The organism is Streptomyces sp. NBC_00104, assembly GCF_045160825.1.
Lineage (GTDB): Bacteria > Actinomycetota > Actinomycetes > Streptomycetales > Streptomycetaceae > Streptomyces.
The window spans coordinates 7,019,383-7,035,527 of sequence record NZ_CP108215.1 but is presented as its reverse complement, the minus strand read 5'-3'; the positions used below and the strand labels follow the sequence as shown (position 1 = coordinate 7,035,527).

The window sequence follows — 16,145 nt, the reverse complement described above, 5'->3', positions numbered from 1 at the left end:
GAGAAGTTGTTACTTCGGCCGGGCGCCGAACCGACTCCCGCGTGTGGGCGGAGTCACAGTCCCGTGATCACAGGTGCCGGTTGGCTGAGGATCGTCGGGTCGGTGATCTCCGTGTCCTTGGCGAGCAGCATCGCCTTGCTGAGGATGACAACGAGCATACGGTCGCCCTCGTAGGGGAGATAGCCGGTCTGCGGAGTTCCGTTCCCGTTACTGCCCCCTCTCATTGCTGTCCCCGTTCCCGTTCCGACGGGCCGCGGCACCCTGGTTCAGCGCACCGAAAGCGCACGACGTCCAGTACTCGGGAAGCGCCCGCCGGGCCCGCCGTCCTGCCCAGGTCGGGCCGTCACCCCCGGCCACCACTCCGACGAACAGGACGACGTCACGCAGCACTTCGGAGAGGACGAGTCCAGGGAGCGCCGACTTCTGAGGGTCAGCAGGGGAGTTGAACCGAAGGTGGCACTGAAAGCAGGGGGTGGGAGCAGCCCACGAGAGAGGGGCCACTCCATCGGGTGATCTGCGCCGGACTGCCGGACCGGATGACGGCCAGTACACCAGAGTACTAGTATGTACACGTACTACACGGTGATCGTTGATGGCCTGGCATCTTGAAATGACCGGAGAGGTGCGCGACTGGCTACACAGACTGCGCAAGGACGACCGCACCACGGCACGGCTGGTGGGCCAGGCGATTCAGGCCCTTGTCGAGGAGGGCCCGGACCTGGGACGCCCTCTTGTGGACCGGATCAAGGGGTCCACCCTGCACCACCTCAAGGAACTACGGCCGGGCTCGGCCGGAGACACCGAGATCAGGATTCTCTTCGCCTTCGATCCCGAGCGCAGCGCGGTACTCCTGGTCGCGGGTGACAAGGCGGGGCGATGGACGGCGTGGTACCGCCGCGCGATCCCCTTGGCCGAGGAACGCTATACCGAGTGGCTGGACCACCTGGCCCGGCGCCGTCACAAGGAGACAGAGCGATGACCAGCTTTCACTCATGGGACGAGGTCAAGGAAGAGGTCTTCGACACCGAGGACCTGGACGAGATCATGGCGGGTGCCCGGCGCATGGTCGCCGAGGCACGTGCGCACCGGTTGGCCGAGATGCGCAGGCAACTCGGCCTCACCCAGCGTGAGGTGGCCGACCGTATGCACGTACGACAGGAAAGGGTGTCCGCCATCGAGCGCGGCAGGACCGACTCCGCCGAGGTGGGAACGGTCGCGGCCTACGTGGAGGCGCTGGGCGGGGAGCTGGAGATCGTCGCGAACTTCAATGGGACCCGGGTCGTGGTGGCGTAGTCCGGCGCTCCTGAATCCCACGCGTCCCGTTCAACCCTCGCGTCTCGACGCGTGTCTCCTCTGTACGCCTGTTCGGCAAAGCCACGCAATACACCGATGCCTCGGGCGAACCACGAGCCCGACATCAGTCGTACGCGCTCTGCCCTCACAGGCACCCATACCAGCGCCGGGCCGCCCAGTGAGCCCCGCGCACACCGCAGGAGACGCATGTTCACGCGCAGGAATACCCGCCTGGTTCTCGCGACGGCCGCGGCCGTGTCGCTGACCGGCGGACTGCTCACCCTCACGACGGGCGCCGCGAGCGCCTCCCCCGCCAAGTACGCCGACGACTTCAACGGCGACGGGTACCGGGACTACGCGATCCCCGGCTACGGTGAGTTCACCGTGACGTACGGGACCGCCACGGGTCCCGGCAGCACAACCAAGACCTTCACGCAGAAGAGCGCCGGCGTCCCCGGGACGGCCGGTGACGCGGGCGGCTACGGCGACGGGTTCGGTGAGGATCTCGCCGCCGCCGACCTCAACCGCGACGGCTACGCCGATCTGGCGGTCGCCGACCGCAGCGAGAAGGTGAACGGGAAGGTCAGTGCGGGCGCGGTCACCATCATGTGGGGTGCCAAGTCCGGCCTCGGCACCAAGGCGACCCGGCTCCCCGTCAAGGCGAAGTCCCACCTCAGCTTCGGCAACGAGCTCGAAACCGGCGACTTCGACGGCGACGGCAAGGCGGACCTGGCGGTCGCCGACGGCCTCGACACCGTCCACATCTACCGGGGCGGTTTCACCCGGGCCGGCAAGACGGGCAAGGTCACCAAGCACACCCGTTCAGGCCCGACTCACACCTTCGAACCCACCGGGCTCGTCGCCGGAAAGGTCACCAAGGACAAGGCCACCGACCTGTACGTCCTCGGACAGGGGTACCGCAAGGACAAGATGACGCAGGACGCCTGGCTGCTGCGCGGCGGCAAGACGGTCAAGTGGAGCGACAAGCTGGTCGCGATCAACAATTCGGAGCCGGACTACGACCCGACCGGCGTCGTCGCGGACTTCGACAAGGACGGCTACGGAGACCTGGCGGTCAGCGACACGTCGTACAACAAGGGCGCGGGCTCGGTGGTCGTCGTGCGCGGCGGCAAGAGCGGCCCGACCGCCAAGTACCGCCTCACCCAGGCCACTTCCGGCGTCGCCACGGCCGCGTCGAAGAGTGACGGCTTCGGGTACGAACTCTCCGCCGGAGACACCAACCGCGACGGCTACCCGGACCTCGCGGTCGGCGTCCCCGGAGAGAAGGTCGGCTCCGCGAAGGACGCGGGCGGCTTCCACATCCTGCGCGGCGGCAAGAAGGGCCTGGCCGGCACCGGCTCCCAGTGGTTCAGCCGGGCGACGGAGGGAGTTCCGGGCAACCCCAAGGAGTACGAGATGTTCGGCTCCGCCATCCGCCTGCGCGACCTCGACGGTGACGGTGACAAGGACCTCCTCGCCGGGAGCGTGAACCGCGAGACGAGCCTGTTCTTCCGGGCGAGCGCGTCCGGAATCACGACGGGCACCGTGACGGAGCTGAGCCTGAAGCCGGGCTTCCCGCAGTAGCCGCGGCGCGCAGGGACGTTGCCGCTTGGCTGGATCGCGACCAACTTGTGTGACTGATGGGGCGGTTGATCACAGACTGACCCCATGACCAACCTGAGGAAAGCCGCGGCCGCACTGTCGGCCGCGGCCGCGATCCTTGTCGCGATACCCCCCACAGCCTCGGCGACGCCCGTCCCGCACGACACGTCCGACCACACGTACGGCGGCACACTCGTCCGGGAGAACTTCAATCACCTCCCCCTCGGCCCGGTGACCAAGGGCCGGGGCTGGACCACTGACGCCTCCAACGGCACGCTGTCCGTCGAGCCTGGTACCGACGGTCGTGGCCGTGAACTCCGTATCCGGACCGAGGGCAACGGACGGGCCTTCGTCGTCCTGTCCGACCTCGCCCCGCCCGGCAACAGCCTCTGGGCCCGGATGCGGCTGCGCGTGACCGAGTTCCCGACTGCTCCCGACTGGGCCCACTGGACCCTCGCGGAGGCCTCCGGCGCCGACTCCCCCACGCTGGTGCGGCCGTTGGGCGGCCAGTACGCGCCCACCGAGCCCGGCAACTTCTGGGGCGTGGGCTCCGATCTGGGCCCGACGGGCGACTGGACCAACTGGAAGACCTCGGCTCCGGCCGTCGCCGGAAAGTGGCAGTGCGCCGAGTTCCACCTCGACGCCACGGACAACCGCGTCACCGTCTACCTGAACGGCGTGGCCCAGCCCGACCTGACCGTCTCCACGAAGAACCACGGCGGCACGACGGACGACTTCGTCTTCCCCACCTTCGACAAGCTCAAGCTGGGCTGGCAGTTGTACCAGGCGAACCCGGCTCCGGCGGCGTTCGAGATGCGGATGGACGACATCGCGGTGAGCAGCCGGCGGGTGGGCGGCTGCGAGGCCTGACACAGAGGTCTGACACAGGAGACCACGCACCGCGCCTCTCCTGACCTCAAAGCGATAGCTCCTGAGTGGGCCGCCCGTCCTCCGCGAACGGGCGGCCCACTCGGTCTATACGCCCGGGAAACGCCACTCCGCCCACACCTCCTTACCACCGCCGCTACCCGCCCGTTGACGACGAGGTAATGCCCCCACTCGTCGGCGCACGCCCTCGACAGCCACAGTCCCCGTCCGCTTTCGGCATCGAGCCCCGGCTCCGGCCTCTCGCGCGGCAGACACGGGCTGCTGTCCCTCACGCTCAGCCGCAGCCGCCCGTCGGCGCGTAGGGCCCTACAGCGAACGAATCCCTCGTATGAGCGCGGGAGTTCGTGACCGGCTCGGCCTCCGCCTGGACCGAGCGCGACATCGTCACCGTCCTGGACATCACCGGCGACGGAGTGACGGACATGGTGTACCGCACGGACGTCCACTCCCAGCTCATGCTCCGCAAGGGCATCGCGGCGAGCGGCGGTGGCACCGGCCTGGACTCCCTGTCCTCCGGCGCCGACTCCTCCGGCGCCACCGACCTCGCCCCCTCGAGCTACTGGAAACCCGGATCGCCATCGGCCCCCTCTCCACGCCCAGGCCCGTCAGCCCGACCGTGCCATGCGACGCGTGCTGTCGCTCCCGCGGCTACATCGACCGACGCTCTAATCTGACGACATGTCAGACAACGAGTCACACGAGTCGTACGAGTCGTACGAACTGCTCGGCTTCGACAACCTCCTCCTCCCCGTCGGCGACCTCGGCGAAGCCGTCTCCTTCTACGAGCGGGCCGGCTTCGCCGTGGCGTTCCGGCTGGACGAGGCCGGGATCGCGGGGCTGAAGGTGGGCAAGGAGACGCCCGGGCTGCTGCTCCGCGTGGAGGACGAGTTGCCGCACCGGTCGCCCGCGTGGGGGACGGCACGGGCGTGGCTGGAGGTGCGGGACGCCCGGGAGGCCGCGCGGGCGCTCACGGCGGCGGGGGTGCCGCCGCTCGACGCGCCGTTCTCCATCGCCACCGGGTGGACCGTCGAGTTCGCGGACCCCTGGGGCAACGTCGTCGGGTTCACGGACTACACCAAGCGGCCGGAGCTGGCCCGCACCGGATGACCGCTTGAACGTGTTCAAAAATAGGTCTACAGTCTCCCTCAGAACGTTTTGAACACGTTCAAGAAGCCGGGAAGGGGTGGGGACATGGACCTCACGGTCATCGCGTACGTCGTCTATCTGCTGGTCAGCGTGGGGCTGACGGTCTGGGTGGCGCGGACGTTGAGCAGGAACGGGCGGATCTTCCTCGCGGACGTGCTGCGGGGGAACGAGAACCTCGCGGACGCGGTGAACCATCTGCTGGTGGTCGGGTTCTATCTCGTGAACCTGGGGTTCGTGGCGCTGTATCTGAACGCGGACGGCGCCATCAGCAGCCCGCGTGAGGTGTTCGAGGCGGTGTCGGCGAAGCTCGGTGTGGTGCTGCTCGTGCTCGGGGCGCTGCACCTGGGGAACGTGTTCGTGCTGAACAAGTTCCGGCGGCGGGGCGTGATGGAGCGGGAGCAGCTGCCGCCGGTCGCGCCGCAGGGCTGGGTCGCTCCGGCAGGGCGGGCATGAGCACCACGGCCGAGGCGGCCACCGCGGGCCGGGGCGCCGAGTGCGTCCCGGTTCGCGGGCTCACCGTGCTGTACGACGCCGGGTGCGGGCTGTGCGCCTTCCTGCGGGAGTGGCTCGGCAGGCAGCGGCAGTTGGTGCCGCTGGCGTTCGTGGCGGCGGGGTCGCAGGAGGCACGGCTGCTGTTTCCGTCGCTCGATCACGGGGCGACGCTGGAGGAGATCACGATCGTGGGGGACGGCGGGCAGGTGTACCGGGGGTCCGGCGCCTGGATCGTGTGTCTGTGGGCGCTGCGCGAGCACCGGCCGCTCGCGCACCGGCTGAGCACCCCGGCGGGGGCCCGGCTCGCGCGCACCGCCGTACTCACCACCGCGAAGTGGCGGGGCGCCCACCGGCAGCCCGGCTCGGGCTGTGGGAGCGGCGGAGCCGAGCTGACGGGATGGGCGTACGACCGGCGGTACGGGTGGCTGTACCGCCCTCCCGGTGGCTGCGACACCGGTACCTGCCCGACTCGTTAGGCTCTGCCCGTGCCCGCAGTGAACGACAGCCCCAGCGCAGAGCCCCCCGCCGACCAGGTCGACACGGAGCCCGGCGGCCCCAGGGACGGCGCCGAGCAACCCGGCCCCAAGGGCACCGCCAAGTCCGAACAGACCCGCGCGCTGATCCTGGAGACCGCGCTGCGGCTCTTCCAGGAGCGCGGGTACGACAAGACGACGATGCGGGCCATCGCCAAGGAGGCCGGGGTCTCCGTCGGCAACGCGTACTACTACTTCGCCGGCAAGGAGCACCTGATCCAGGGGTTCTACGACCGGATCGGCGCGGAGCACCGGGCGGCGGTGCGGACGGTGCTGGAGCGGGAGACGGATCTGGAGGCACGGATCGCCGGGGTGCTGAAGGCCTGGCTGGACGTGGCGGAGCCGTACCACGAGTTCGCGGCGCAGTTCTTCAAGAACGCGGCCGATCCGGACAGCCCCCTCAGCCCCTTCTCCCCCGAGTCGGAGGGGCCGCGCGAGGAGTCCATCGCCATCCACCGCGAGGTGCTCGCCGGGTCGAAGGCCAAGGTCCCGGACGAACTACGGGAAATTCTGCCCGAGTTGATGTGGCTCTCCCTGATGGGGCTCGTCATGTACTGGGTCTTCGACCGGACGGAGGGACGCGAGCGCAGCTACCGGCTCGCCGAGCGGGGGGCCCGGCTGACGACCCGGGGTGTCTCGCTGGCGCGGTTCCGGGTGATGCGACCACTGGTCCGCGAGGTGCACGAGCTGTTCACGGATTTCCTGCCGGGGATGACGAAGGTGGTGTCGGAGCCGGGGGTCAAGGGGCGGGGAGCGGAGTGATCACTTTCGGGTGAACGGTCTGAAGGGGACATCAGGCACCCTGCCTGCCTACGATGATGCTCTCGACACCAGCCCATGGGAGGCACCTGATGTCCGCAGCAGCTGTCGAGCGGTCGCACGAGGAGCGGGCGCTGATCGCCGAAGCGAACCACATCATGGAGAGCGTTCCGGGCCTCCGCGTCGAGATCATCGGAGACCAGATCCTCGTGAGCCCAGCACCGGACGGCCCTCACTCCGAGGCGCTGATGCTGTTCGCAGCCCCCTTCATGGATCTGGGCCTCGTGCGTGCGCTCCCGGGCATCGGCCTCTGGCTGCCCAGCGGCCCGGAGGACTACGCCATCCCCGACCTGTCGGTGGTCGACGACGACTACCGTGATCACCTGGTGGAGAACAGCTGCTACGACCCGATGTGCTTCCGTCTGGTCATGGAGGTCACCTCCAGCAACTGGAGAACGGATCTGCAGACCAAGGTCACCCACTACGCCAAGGCCCGCATCCCCGTCTACGTCATCGTCGACCGCAAGCACCAGCGCCTCCATGTGCTGACCGAACCGGGGCGCGGCAATTACGCCACACACGGGATCCACCTCCCCGGGGAGCTCGTCACGCTCCCCGAGTCCGTGGGCGGAAAGGTCGTGCTCGACGTCGAGCGCCTCCTCAAAGCCGGTTTGGCCTGAGCTGGTTGACCGCGTCCACCTCCCCCTCGGCCACCCCCGCCGTCTCCACGTCGTACACCAGCGGCCCCTCCCCCACGACCACCTGACGCGCACGCGAGGCGGACGACGGTGAAGTCGTCCCCAGCAGATACGCCCCCGGGCCCGGTACCGCGACGATGTACGAGCCGTCCGCCAGAGATGTGACCCGGTCCAGCTGACGCCCACCCCGCGACAGCAGCGTCACCTCGGCGCCCTCGACCGGCTCGCCGTCCGCCGCCCGGACGAAGCCGTGGATCACGGAGGCGGGGCCGCCGTCCGACAACGGGGGCCCCGCGGCCGGGAGCTCCTCCTCATTCGGCTCCTCCTCATTCGGCTCTTCCTCCTTCGGCTCCACCGCCAGGTGCGGCAAGCGCTTCTCCAGCCCCGCCGGCAGCCACCAGTTCGCCTTCCCCAGCAGATGCATCGCGGCCGGCACCAGCGCCGTACGCAGGATGAAGGCGTCGAGGGCGACGGCGGCGGCCAGGCCGATGCCGGCCATCGCGGCCTCCAGTTCGCCGCTCAGCACGAACGCGCTGAAGACGCACATCATGATCAGGGCCGCGCAGTTGATGACCCGGCTGGTCTCCGCGAGGCCGACGCGGACGGCGCGGGCGTTGTCCTTGGTGTGGACCCACTCCTCGTGCATCCGGCTGACCAGGAAGACCTGGTAGTCCATGGAGAGCCCGAAGAGCAGCGAGAGCATGATGACCGGGAGGAAGGCCGCGATCGGGCCCTCCCTGCCGATGCCGAGAAGCTCCGTTCCCCAGCCCCACTGGAAGATCGCCACCAGGACGCCGAAGGACGCGGCGGCCGCGACGAGGTTCATCAGCGCGGCTGTCAGCGGCACGAGGAGCGAGCGGAAGGCGACCAGCAGGAGCAGGAAGCCGAGCGTGATGATCGTCGCGATGAAGTAGGGCAGACGGTCGCCGGTCACCGAGGCGAAGTCCTTGGACACCGCCGTGACACCGCCGACGTGGGCCTGCGCCCCGGACGCGGGGATCACGTCCTCGCGCAGCCGGTCGATGAGGCGGTCCGTCTCCTCGGCCTGGGGGGACGTCGTCGGGACCACCTGGATCACCGTGACGCCGTTCGCCGGCGGTACGGCGGCCACCTGGGCCACACCCTCCGTGGAATCGATGCGCGCGACCAGCCCGTCGGCTCCGGTGCCGTCCACGACCACCTGGAGGGGGCCGTTGAAGCCGGGGCCGAAGCCCTCCGCCAGCAGGTCGTAGGCCTGGCGGGTGGTCGTGGTGTCGCGGTGGTTGCCCTGGTCGGAGGTGCCGAGGCGGATCGACAGGACGGGGATCGCGAGGATCAGCATGACGACGAGGGCGAGGACGGCGGTGGAACGCGGACGCCGCTCGACGTACGCCGACCAGCGGGCCGCCAGGCCGCTCGTCAGCTCCGGTTCGGGGCCGGCGGCCGCGAGGCGGCGACGCTGGCGGCGGCTGAGGACGCGCGGGCCGAGCACGCCGAGCAGGGCCGGCAGCAGGGTGACCGCCGCGAGGACGCTCAGCACGACGGTCAGCGAGGTCGCGATGACGACGCCGTCCAGGAAGCGGAGGTTCATCACCAGCATGCCGGCCAGCGCGATACAGACCGTGCCGCCCGCGAACAGCACCGCGCGGCCGGAGGTGTTGAGGGCCGTGACCGCCGCCTCCTCCGGCTTCATACCGCGCAGGATGCCGCGCCGGTGCCGGGTGACGATGAACAGGGCGTAGTCGATGCCCACGCCGAGGCCGATCAGCGAGCCGAGCAGCGGGGCCACGTCCGGGATGTTCGTGGTGTGGCTGAGCAGGGCGGTGGCCATCATGCCGGTGCCGACACCGGCGATCGCGACGACGATCGGCAGCAGCATCGCGAAGAGCGAGCCGAACGCGAGGAAGAGGACGACCGCCGCCGCCAGGATGCCGACCGCCTCGGACGTGCCCTGGGTGGCCTCCTGCGCCCGTGCGATGGCCTGACCGCCCAACTCGACCCGCAGACCGTCTCGTTCGGCGCCCTGGGCGGTCTCGATGACGTCGTCGATCAGTTCCTTGGGTACGGAGTTCGCCTGCTCGGTGAAGGTCACCTGGGCGTAGGCGATCGCCCCGTCCCGGCTGACGCCCGCGCCGCCGCCACCGCCCCGGCCGCCCTCGTCGTACGGGCTGGTCACGTCCCCCACGCCCGCCATCCGGCCGATCTCCTGGAGGGCGGGCTCGATCCGGGACCGTACGGAGGCGTCGTCCACCGACCCCTCGTCCACCTTCCACACCACCGTGTCGGTGTCGCCCGCGCGCTCCGGGAAGGCCTTGTCCATCAGGTCGTACGCGTGCTTGGAGTCCGTGCCCGGGAGGGAGAAGACATTCGCGTAGTCCGTGCCCGCGCTCGTGCCGGCGAAGCCGACGCCGAACACGGTCCCCACCCACAGCAACAGGACCACCAGCCGGTGCCGATAGCACCACCGTGCCAAGGTCGCCACGATCAACTCTCCTTGTCCGACGGTCGATTGGTCCCCCAGGTCCTGGCATCACCCTCGACCGCGGCACACGCACGGCGACATGGCCGGGCCATGACTCTCAAGGAACTCCAAAGCGGGACCGGGCCCCTGCGGGAACTCGCGTGCGGATACTGAGGACATGACCGGAACCCAGGGCACGACCACCGGCTGCGCGGGAGCGACCGTGCTCGTCGTCGAGGACGAGCCGAGCATCGCCGACGTCCTCTCCATCGCACTGCGCTACCACCGCTTCGAGGTGATGACGGCCGGTACGGTCCGCGACGCGCTCGCGCTCGCCGAACGCACCCGGCCCGACGCGGCCCTCCTGGACGTGATGCTCCCGGACGGCGACGGCCGCGCCCTGGGCCACGAACTGCGGTCTCGGCAGCCGGAGTTGGCGCTGGTCTTCCTGACCGCCCGGGACGCGCCCGCCGAGATCGTGGGCGCCCTCGGCTTCGGCGACGACTACATCACCAAGCCGTTCGACATCGAGGTGGTCGTCGCCCGCGTCACCGCCGTCCTGCGCCGCACCCGGCGTGCCGACGTCCTGCCCCAGCGCCCGCCGCTGCGCTACGGCGACCTGGAGCTGGACGAGACGACGTACTCGGTGCACCGGGCGGGCCGCACGGTGGAGCTGACGCCCACCGAGTACGCGCTGCTGCGGTTCCTGGTGCGCAACGGCGGGCGGATCGTACCGAAGGAGCAACTCCTGCGCCACGTATGGCAGTACGAGCACGCACCGGCCGAGTCGACCGTCGTCGAGACGTACATCAGCTATCTGCGGCGCAAGCTGGACGCGCTCGGCGCGCCGGTGATCACCACGCGGCGGGGCGTCGGATACGGGCTGGCATGACCCTTCCCCGAAGGTTTCCGAGCCGCTGCCGCCGGCACGGCCTGTACTCCCTGCGCGCCAAGCTCACGCTCGCGAACGTCGTACTGCTCGCCGTGGGCGTCGTCGCGGCGACGACGTTCAGCGCGATGGGCATGCGGCTGTATCTGCTCGACAGCGTCGACCGGGAGCTCATGGCGACCCGTGACTCGATCGGTGCCGCACGGATCGGCATGGAGCAGATCGACGCGCTGAGCGCGCTGGTCGCCCTCAGCGACCGGGCCTCCGGCAAGCCCGCCGCCGGGGACGCCGACTCTCTCGTCCAGGGCTCCGTCTTCACCGCGCTGGGCGACAGGGGCGAGCCGCTGACCATCGCCGGCTTCCCGCCGACCGACAGCCAGCGGGCGGTCGCCGCCGCGGTGGACGATCCGGCCGCCCTCGTCGCGGACGACGAACCGTACGACGTCGAGGTGGCGGGCGCCCCCCACCGCGTCACCGCGGCCCGGATGGACGACGGCACGACCGTCCTCCTCGCCGCCTCCACCGAGTCGCTCCACAACGTCATCGCCAAGGCCCTCAAGCTGGACTTCGCCGTCGGCGGCCTGCTCCTCGCGACGCTCGCCTGTCTGACCCTGTTCAGCGTGCGCCGCCGGATGCGGCCGCTGGAGGACATGGTCGAGACCTCGTCGGCGATCGCCGAGGGCGACCTCACCCGCCGCGTCCCCTCCAGCAGCGAGGCCACCCTGGAGGTCGAACAGCTGCGCCTCGCCCTCAACTCCATGCTCCAGCAGGTCGAGACGGCCTACCGCACCCGCGAACGCAGCGCCGCCCAGCTGCGCCGGTTCGTCGGCGACGCCTCCCACGAGCTGCGCACGCCCCTGTCCGCGATCCGCGGCTATCTCCAGCTCCACGACAAGGGCATGCTCACCGACCCCGACGAACGACGGCGCGCCTGGGACCGCATGAACAACGAGGTCGACCGCATGGGCCACCTCGTCGACGAACTCCTCACCCTCGCCCGCCTCGACCAGCGCCCCGAACTCCGGCTCAGGGACGTCGACCTCAGCCGCCTGGTCCGTGACGCCGCCGCCGATCTCCGCGCCCAGCAACCCGACCGCCCGGTCACCGTCCGCGCGGAGGACACTGTCCTCGTCCGGGCCGACGAGTCGGGCCTGCGCCAGGTTCTGGGCAACCTGGTGAGCAACGTACGCGCCCATACGCCGGCGGACGTGCCGGTACGGCTGGGGGTGGAGCGCGTGGCCGGAGTCGTACGCCTCTCCGTGGCGGACGAGGGCCCGGGCCTGGCCGAGGAGGACGCGGCCAGGATCTTCGACCGCTTCTTCAGGGCAGGAGGCGGCGTGGGCAGCGGCTTGGGCATGGCGATCGTGCAAGGAGTGGTCGAGACCCACGGCGGTGACGTCACGGTGACCACGGCACCGGGCGTTGGCTTGAAAGTGACGGTGACACTGGGAAGCCCAGCGGCGCGGGGAACGGCACGGACCACCGCGGAAGACCCGCGGTCGTCCTCCCTCACGTAGCCCCTCCCCCTGGGGTGTGCGGCACATCCACCCGGGCCCAGACCGTCTTCCCGTGCCGCCCCCGACTCCATACCCCCCACACCGCCGCGATGTGCTCCACGAGCCGCAGCCCCCGCCCCGCCTCCTCCCAGTCCCCCGCCTCCCTGATCCGGGGCGCGTCCAGCCCCTCGTCCGACACCTCGACGAAGCAGGACCCGTTCGCCAGCGCGGTCACCGCGACCTCGAACTCCCGCTCCAGCAAAGGACCATGGCGGACGACATTGGTCGCGAGTTCGGAGACGACGAGCACGACGTCGTCCAGGGCCGGGGAGTCCGCCCCGTGTCCCCAGTCGACCAGGTGTTCCCGTACGCGTCGCCGGGCGAGCCCCACGGACGCCGGATGGCGGGGCAGCCGGAAGGAGTCGCGTCTCGACACGTTCGCCCCTCACTCCGATCACACCCTCGACACAAGACGATGCGATGAGCGAGCGCGTCGTGTCACTCCCGCGAACATCCGGCCCACGAGTTCGCGTCAGCTGTCACACGGCGTCTGTCATATCCAGTCCAGCCGCCACAGCCGGAACACACCGGTCCCGTCGGACAGATACTGTGCCCCGCCGACGTCCTCACCGCTAAGTACGTACTCCTTGCGCTGCCACAGCGGGATGATCGGCACGTCCTGGGCCACGACCTCCTGGAGCTCCTTGAAGTCCGCCGCGGCCCGGCTGCGGTCCTCGTAGCGCCGGCTGTCCTTGACGAGCCGGTCGACCTGCTCGCTGCTGTAGCCGTTGCCCAGGGAGCCGCCGGTGCCGACCAGGGGCCCGCTGAAGCTGTCGGGGTCGGGGTAGTCGGCGACCCAGCCCACCCCGTAGCTGTCCAGCTTGCCTTCGGCGTACCGCTTCTGGAAGGCGGTCCACTCGTACGCCTTGGTCGTCACGTAGAACAGCCCGCTCGCCTCCAGCTGCTGCTTCAGCTCGGCGGCCTCGGCGGCGGCCGAGCCCCGGCCCTCGGCGTAGCCGTAGGTGAAGCGCACGGGCATGTCGACGCCGGCCTCGTCGAGGAGTCGGCGGGCCCGCTGCGGGTCGGGCTTGGGGTTCGCGTCGAAGAACGAGGTCGTGTGGCCGGTGATGCCGGCCGGGATGAGCGAGTAGAGCGGGTCGGTGGTGCCCTGGTAGACCTCGGCGACCAGCTTCTCGCGGTTGATCAGCGCGGCCAGCGCCTGCCGCACCCGGCGGTCGTGGAAGGGCGAGTTCGCCCGCACGTTGAGGACGAGGTTGCGGGTCTCGGTGCTGTCGGCCTCGGTGACCCGCTGGTCCGGATCGCTGGGCGACAGCGCGGCGAGCGTCGCGGGCGGCAGTGTGCGCGTGACGACGTCGACCTGCCGTGCCTTCCACGCCTTCTGCAGCGCCGCCGAGTCCTTGTAGTAGCGCATGAGAACGGGGCTGCCGACGGCCTGGGCGACACCCCGGTAGTCGCCGTTGGGTGTCAGGCGGGCCTGCTCGTCCGTGTACGAGGTCAGGGTGTAGGGCCCGGTGCCGTCGGCGCCGCCGTCCGTGCGCAGCCGGTTCGTGGGGTACATCGTGCGGTCGACGATCGCCCCGGCGCCGGTGGCCACCTTGGACGGGAAGGTGGCGTCCGGCGAGGAGAGGCGGAAGCTGACGGTCGGCCCGCTCGCGCTGACCGACTGGAGCGTGTCGAGCAGGGCGGCGGGGCCCACGTCCGCGTTGATGCGCTTGACCCGGTCGAAGGAGTACTTGACGTCCTTCCCGGTGACCTCGCGGCCACTGGGGAACTTCAGGCCCTGGCGCAGGGTGCAGCGGTAGACGGTGAGGGCGTTGCCGGCGAACCCACAGCTCTGCGCGGCGTCCGGCACGGGTGTGGCGCCGCCCGGTTCGAAGGTCAGCAGAGACTGGAACACATTGCTGAACAGGGCCCAGGACCCGGCGTCGTAGGCTCCGGCCGGGTCGAGCGAGGTGACCGTGTCGGTCGTTCCGACGCTGATCGTCCTGTTCCCGTCCAGCTGGGCCGGCAGCAGCTGCCAGCCGCCGATCGCCGCGACCGCCAGCACGAGCAGCGACGCGAGAATCCGCAGGCGAACCGACCGCATCGACGCCCCTTCCAAGGACCCCACCCGGCCCACTACACACAGTGGTTCCTTGGTGGCGCGGATCACCTAACCACAGTCGGCTGTGGTGACGGAAGGCGGGTTTTGTTGAGTTGCGAAAGAAATTAGTAAGCATCTCGTCCATAAGTTTCCAAAAGCCTTCCGCGCCGGTCACCGAAAGGCTTTTGACGCCCCGTCACGCCTGCTTCGACGCCAGCTCCACCACCGTGATGTCCGACGGCGCCCCGACCCGCACCGGCGGTCCCCACGCGCCCGCGCCGCGGCTGACGTAGAGCTGGGTGTCGCCGTACCGTTCGAGGCCCGCGAGGGTCGGGTTGGCAGCCTCGGCGACGTAGGTCATGGGCCACATCTGGCCGCCGTGGGTGTGCCCGGAGAGCTGGAGGTCGACGCCGTGGTCGACGGCGTCGTGGATCTGGACGGGCTGGTGGGCCATGAGCACCACGGCCCGCGAGGTGTCCCGGTCGCCGAGCGCCTTGGCGAAGTCGGGACCCCGGCCCTCGTCCTCCCCCGCGATGTCGTTCACCCCGGCGAGATCGAGGTACGGCAGCTCGCGGCGGGCGTTCTCCAGTGGGGTCAGGCCCAGCCGCCGCACCTCCTCGACCCACTGCTCGGCGCCGGAGATGTACTCGTGGTTGCCGGTGACGAAGTAGCTGCCGTGCCGCGCCTTCAGCCCGGCGAGCGGCGCCGCCGCCGGACCGAGGTCCGCCACGTCGCCGTCGACCAGGTCGCCCACCACCGCGATCAGGTCGGGCTGCGTCGAGTTGATCGTGTCCACGACCTTCTGCGCGAAGCCCCGGCCCAGCATCGGCGAGAGGTGGATGTCGCTGACCACCGCGATCCGGAAACCGTGGGCCGCGCGCGGCAGCTTCGCCAACGGCACGGTGACGCGCTTGAGCCGGGGGCCGCGCACGACGCCGTAGGTGCCGTAGCCGACGGTGCCGAGGGCCGCGGCGGCGACTGCCCCGCCGACGACACGGGAGACGAACAGGCGGCGGGAGGGGTCGGTCGAGGTCGCGGGAGTGGCCGGGGCGGTCGGGGCCGGGGGTTCCGTCGCGGAGGGCGGTGTCCGCTGTCCGGGCTCGGCGGCCTCCGCGGCCTCCGCGGGCTGCGCGCCCGCCGGGACCGGTTCCGGCTCGCGCACCAGCGGCTCCGGCTGCCGCGCGGGCGCCGGGGCACGCCGCGCCACCAGGCGGCTCACCAGCGGCCGTACCAGCTCCCCCGCCAGGAGGGCCAGGAACAGGTACAGCGAGAGGGCGAGCCACATGAAGCCCGGCCAGGTCAGCGTCTGCTGCAGCCAGAAGGGGGCATGGGCGCGCTCGGACGCGAAGCCGGCGACCATCAGCACCGGCCCGGCGATGAACACCACCGTGCCCACGCGTCTGGCGAGACCCGGCCCGCGTGTCGTGTCACGCACCAGGCGGCGCCACGCGTACCAGTGCAGCACCCCGAAGAGGCCCAGCACCAGCAGGGCGACAAGGACGAAGACGAAGATCATCAAGTCGTACTCCCGGTCACACGGTCCGACGAAGGGCGCGCACCCCGCGCAACCCGATGACCCCGACAGCCGTCCCAAGGGCAAAGGAGACGACGGCGAGCGTCAGATGCACCCAGAAGTACGCCGTCGGATCGCCCGCGTCGTCGAACGCGAGCCCGCTGCCGTCCTTCCACAGGTTTTTGACGAAAGTGATCCAGATGACCCAGCTCCACACCCCGAAGGCGAGCAGGAACCAGGAGAGGGGGCGGCTGAGCTTCATGCGTTCAGTATCGCCGTCAGCCGTACGGTC

General features: G+C 70.3%; 16 protein-coding genes and 1 pseudogene. 11 read left to right on the top strand and 6 right to left on the bottom strand.

Translation table 11 applies throughout. From position 1 onward, the window contains the following. Window positions 1-53: 53 nt before the first annotated feature. Window positions 54-414: pseudogene (locus OG272_RS30970) on the bottom strand (hypothetical protein); the annotation flags it as partial. 196 nt (window positions 415-610) lie between these two features. Between OG272_RS30970 and OG272_RS30965 the strand changes: the two are divergent. The 9 genes from OG272_RS30965 to OG272_RS30925 all read left to right on the top strand — a co-directional run bounded on the left by OG272_RS30965 (window position 611) and on the right by OG272_RS30925 (window position 7,393). Further along, on the top strand, window positions 611-979 hold the full coding sequence (locus OG272_RS30965) for a type II toxin-antitoxin system RelE/ParE family toxin (RefSeq protein WP_326578340.1): 369 nt from the start codon (window positions 611-613) through the stop codon (window positions 977-979). Further along, complete coding sequence (locus tag OG272_RS30960; protein WP_326578342.1) at window positions 976-1,293, top strand: helix-turn-helix transcriptional regulator; 318 nt, start codon at window positions 976-978, stop codon at window positions 1,291-1,293. Before OG272_RS30965 ends, OG272_RS30960 begins: the two co-directional genes overlap by 4 nt. 207 nt (window positions 1,294-1,500) lie before the next feature. Next, window positions 1,501-2,877: an FG-GAP and VCBS repeat-containing protein gene (locus tag OG272_RS30955; protein ID WP_327728087.1), complete on the top strand. Its 1,377-nt coding sequence runs from the start codon at window positions 1,501-1,503 to the stop codon at window positions 2,875-2,877. Between the two features lie 84 nt (window positions 2,878-2,961). Next, window positions 2,962-3,765 carry a hypothetical protein gene (locus OG272_RS30950; RefSeq protein ID WP_327728088.1) on the top strand — a complete coding sequence of 268 codons (804 nt, stop codon included), beginning with the start codon at window positions 2,962-2,964 and terminating at the stop codon, window positions 3,763-3,765. A 696-nt stretch (window positions 3,766-4,461) separates the two neighbouring features. Then, window positions 4,462-4,890 carry a VOC family protein gene (locus tag OG272_RS30945; RefSeq protein ID WP_327728089.1) on the top strand — a complete coding sequence of 143 codons (429 nt, stop codon included), beginning with the start codon at window positions 4,462-4,464 and terminating at the stop codon, window positions 4,888-4,890. 84 nt (window positions 4,891-4,974) lie between these two features. Continuing rightward, window positions 4,975-5,382, top strand: coding sequence for a hypothetical protein (locus tag OG272_RS30940; RefSeq protein WP_326578349.1), 408 nt, complete (start codon window positions 4,975-4,977; stop codon window positions 5,380-5,382). After that, entirely contained in the window at window positions 5,379-5,897 is a 519-nt protein-coding gene (locus OG272_RS30935; protein WP_405895304.1) for a thiol-disulfide oxidoreductase DCC family protein, read from the top strand. The genes OG272_RS30940 and OG272_RS30935 overlap by 4 nt, the downstream gene beginning before the upstream one ends. Before the next feature lie 18 nt (window positions 5,898-5,915). Then, window positions 5,916-6,716 carry a TetR family transcriptional regulator gene (locus tag OG272_RS30930; protein ID WP_405896095.1) on the top strand — a complete coding sequence of 267 codons (801 nt, stop codon included), beginning with the start codon at window positions 5,916-5,918 and terminating at the stop codon, window positions 6,714-6,716. A gap of 89 nt (window positions 6,717-6,805) precedes the next feature. After that, window positions 6,806-7,393, top strand: a complete 588-nt coding sequence (locus tag OG272_RS30925; RefSeq protein WP_327728090.1) for a Uma2 family endonuclease — start codon at window positions 6,806-6,808, stop codon at window positions 7,391-7,393. Here the strand turns inward: OG272_RS30925 and OG272_RS30920 are convergent. Continuing rightward, window positions 7,374-9,863 carry an MMPL family transporter gene (locus OG272_RS30920; RefSeq protein ID WP_405896094.1) on the bottom strand — a complete coding sequence of 830 codons (2,490 nt, stop codon included), beginning with the start codon at window positions 9,861-9,863 and terminating at the stop codon, window positions 7,374-7,376. The genes OG272_RS30925 and OG272_RS30920 overlap by 20 nt on opposite strands. Window positions 9,864-10,029: 166 nt before the next feature. On the opposite strand from OG272_RS30920, the gene OG272_RS30915 reads away from it, so the two are divergent. Both OG272_RS30915 and OG272_RS30910 read left to right on the top strand, forming a co-directional pair. Continuing rightward, window positions 10,030-10,743, top strand: coding sequence for a response regulator transcription factor (locus OG272_RS30915; protein WP_327728091.1), 714 nt, complete (start codon window positions 10,030-10,032; stop codon window positions 10,741-10,743). Next, window positions 10,740-12,257, top strand: a complete 1,518-nt coding sequence (locus OG272_RS30910) for a HAMP domain-containing sensor histidine kinase (protein ID WP_327728092.1) — start codon at window positions 10,740-10,742, stop codon at window positions 12,255-12,257. Before OG272_RS30915 ends, OG272_RS30910 begins: the two co-directional genes overlap by 4 nt. Here OG272_RS30910 and OG272_RS30905 read toward each other — a convergent pair. The 4 genes from OG272_RS30905 to OG272_RS30890 form a co-directional block, all read right to left on the bottom strand. Continuing rightward, the gene (locus OG272_RS30905; RefSeq protein WP_327728093.1) at window positions 12,250-12,672 is read right to left on the bottom strand and encodes an ATP-binding protein; all 423 of its coding nucleotides are present in this window, start codon (window positions 12,670-12,672) and stop codon (window positions 12,250-12,252) included. The genes OG272_RS30910 and OG272_RS30905 overlap by 8 nt on opposite strands. A 117-nt stretch (window positions 12,673-12,789) precedes the next feature. Further along, the gene (locus OG272_RS30900; protein ID WP_405895303.1) at window positions 12,790-14,343 is read right to left on the bottom strand and encodes an ABC transporter substrate-binding protein; all 1,554 of its coding nucleotides are present in this window, start codon (window positions 14,341-14,343) and stop codon (window positions 12,790-12,792) included. Window positions 14,344-14,536: 193 nt separating this feature from the next. Next, a complete protein-coding gene (locus tag OG272_RS30895) occupies window positions 14,537-15,856 on the bottom strand; it encodes a metallophosphoesterase (RefSeq protein ID WP_405895302.1) in 1,320 nt (439 codons plus the stop codon). Window positions 15,857-15,872: 16 nt separating this feature from the next. Next, window positions 15,873-16,115, bottom strand: coding sequence for an SCO4848 family membrane protein (locus OG272_RS30890; RefSeq protein WP_326578366.1), 243 nt, complete (start codon window positions 16,113-16,115; stop codon window positions 15,873-15,875). Between the last annotated feature and the right edge of the window lie 30 nt (window positions 16,116-16,145).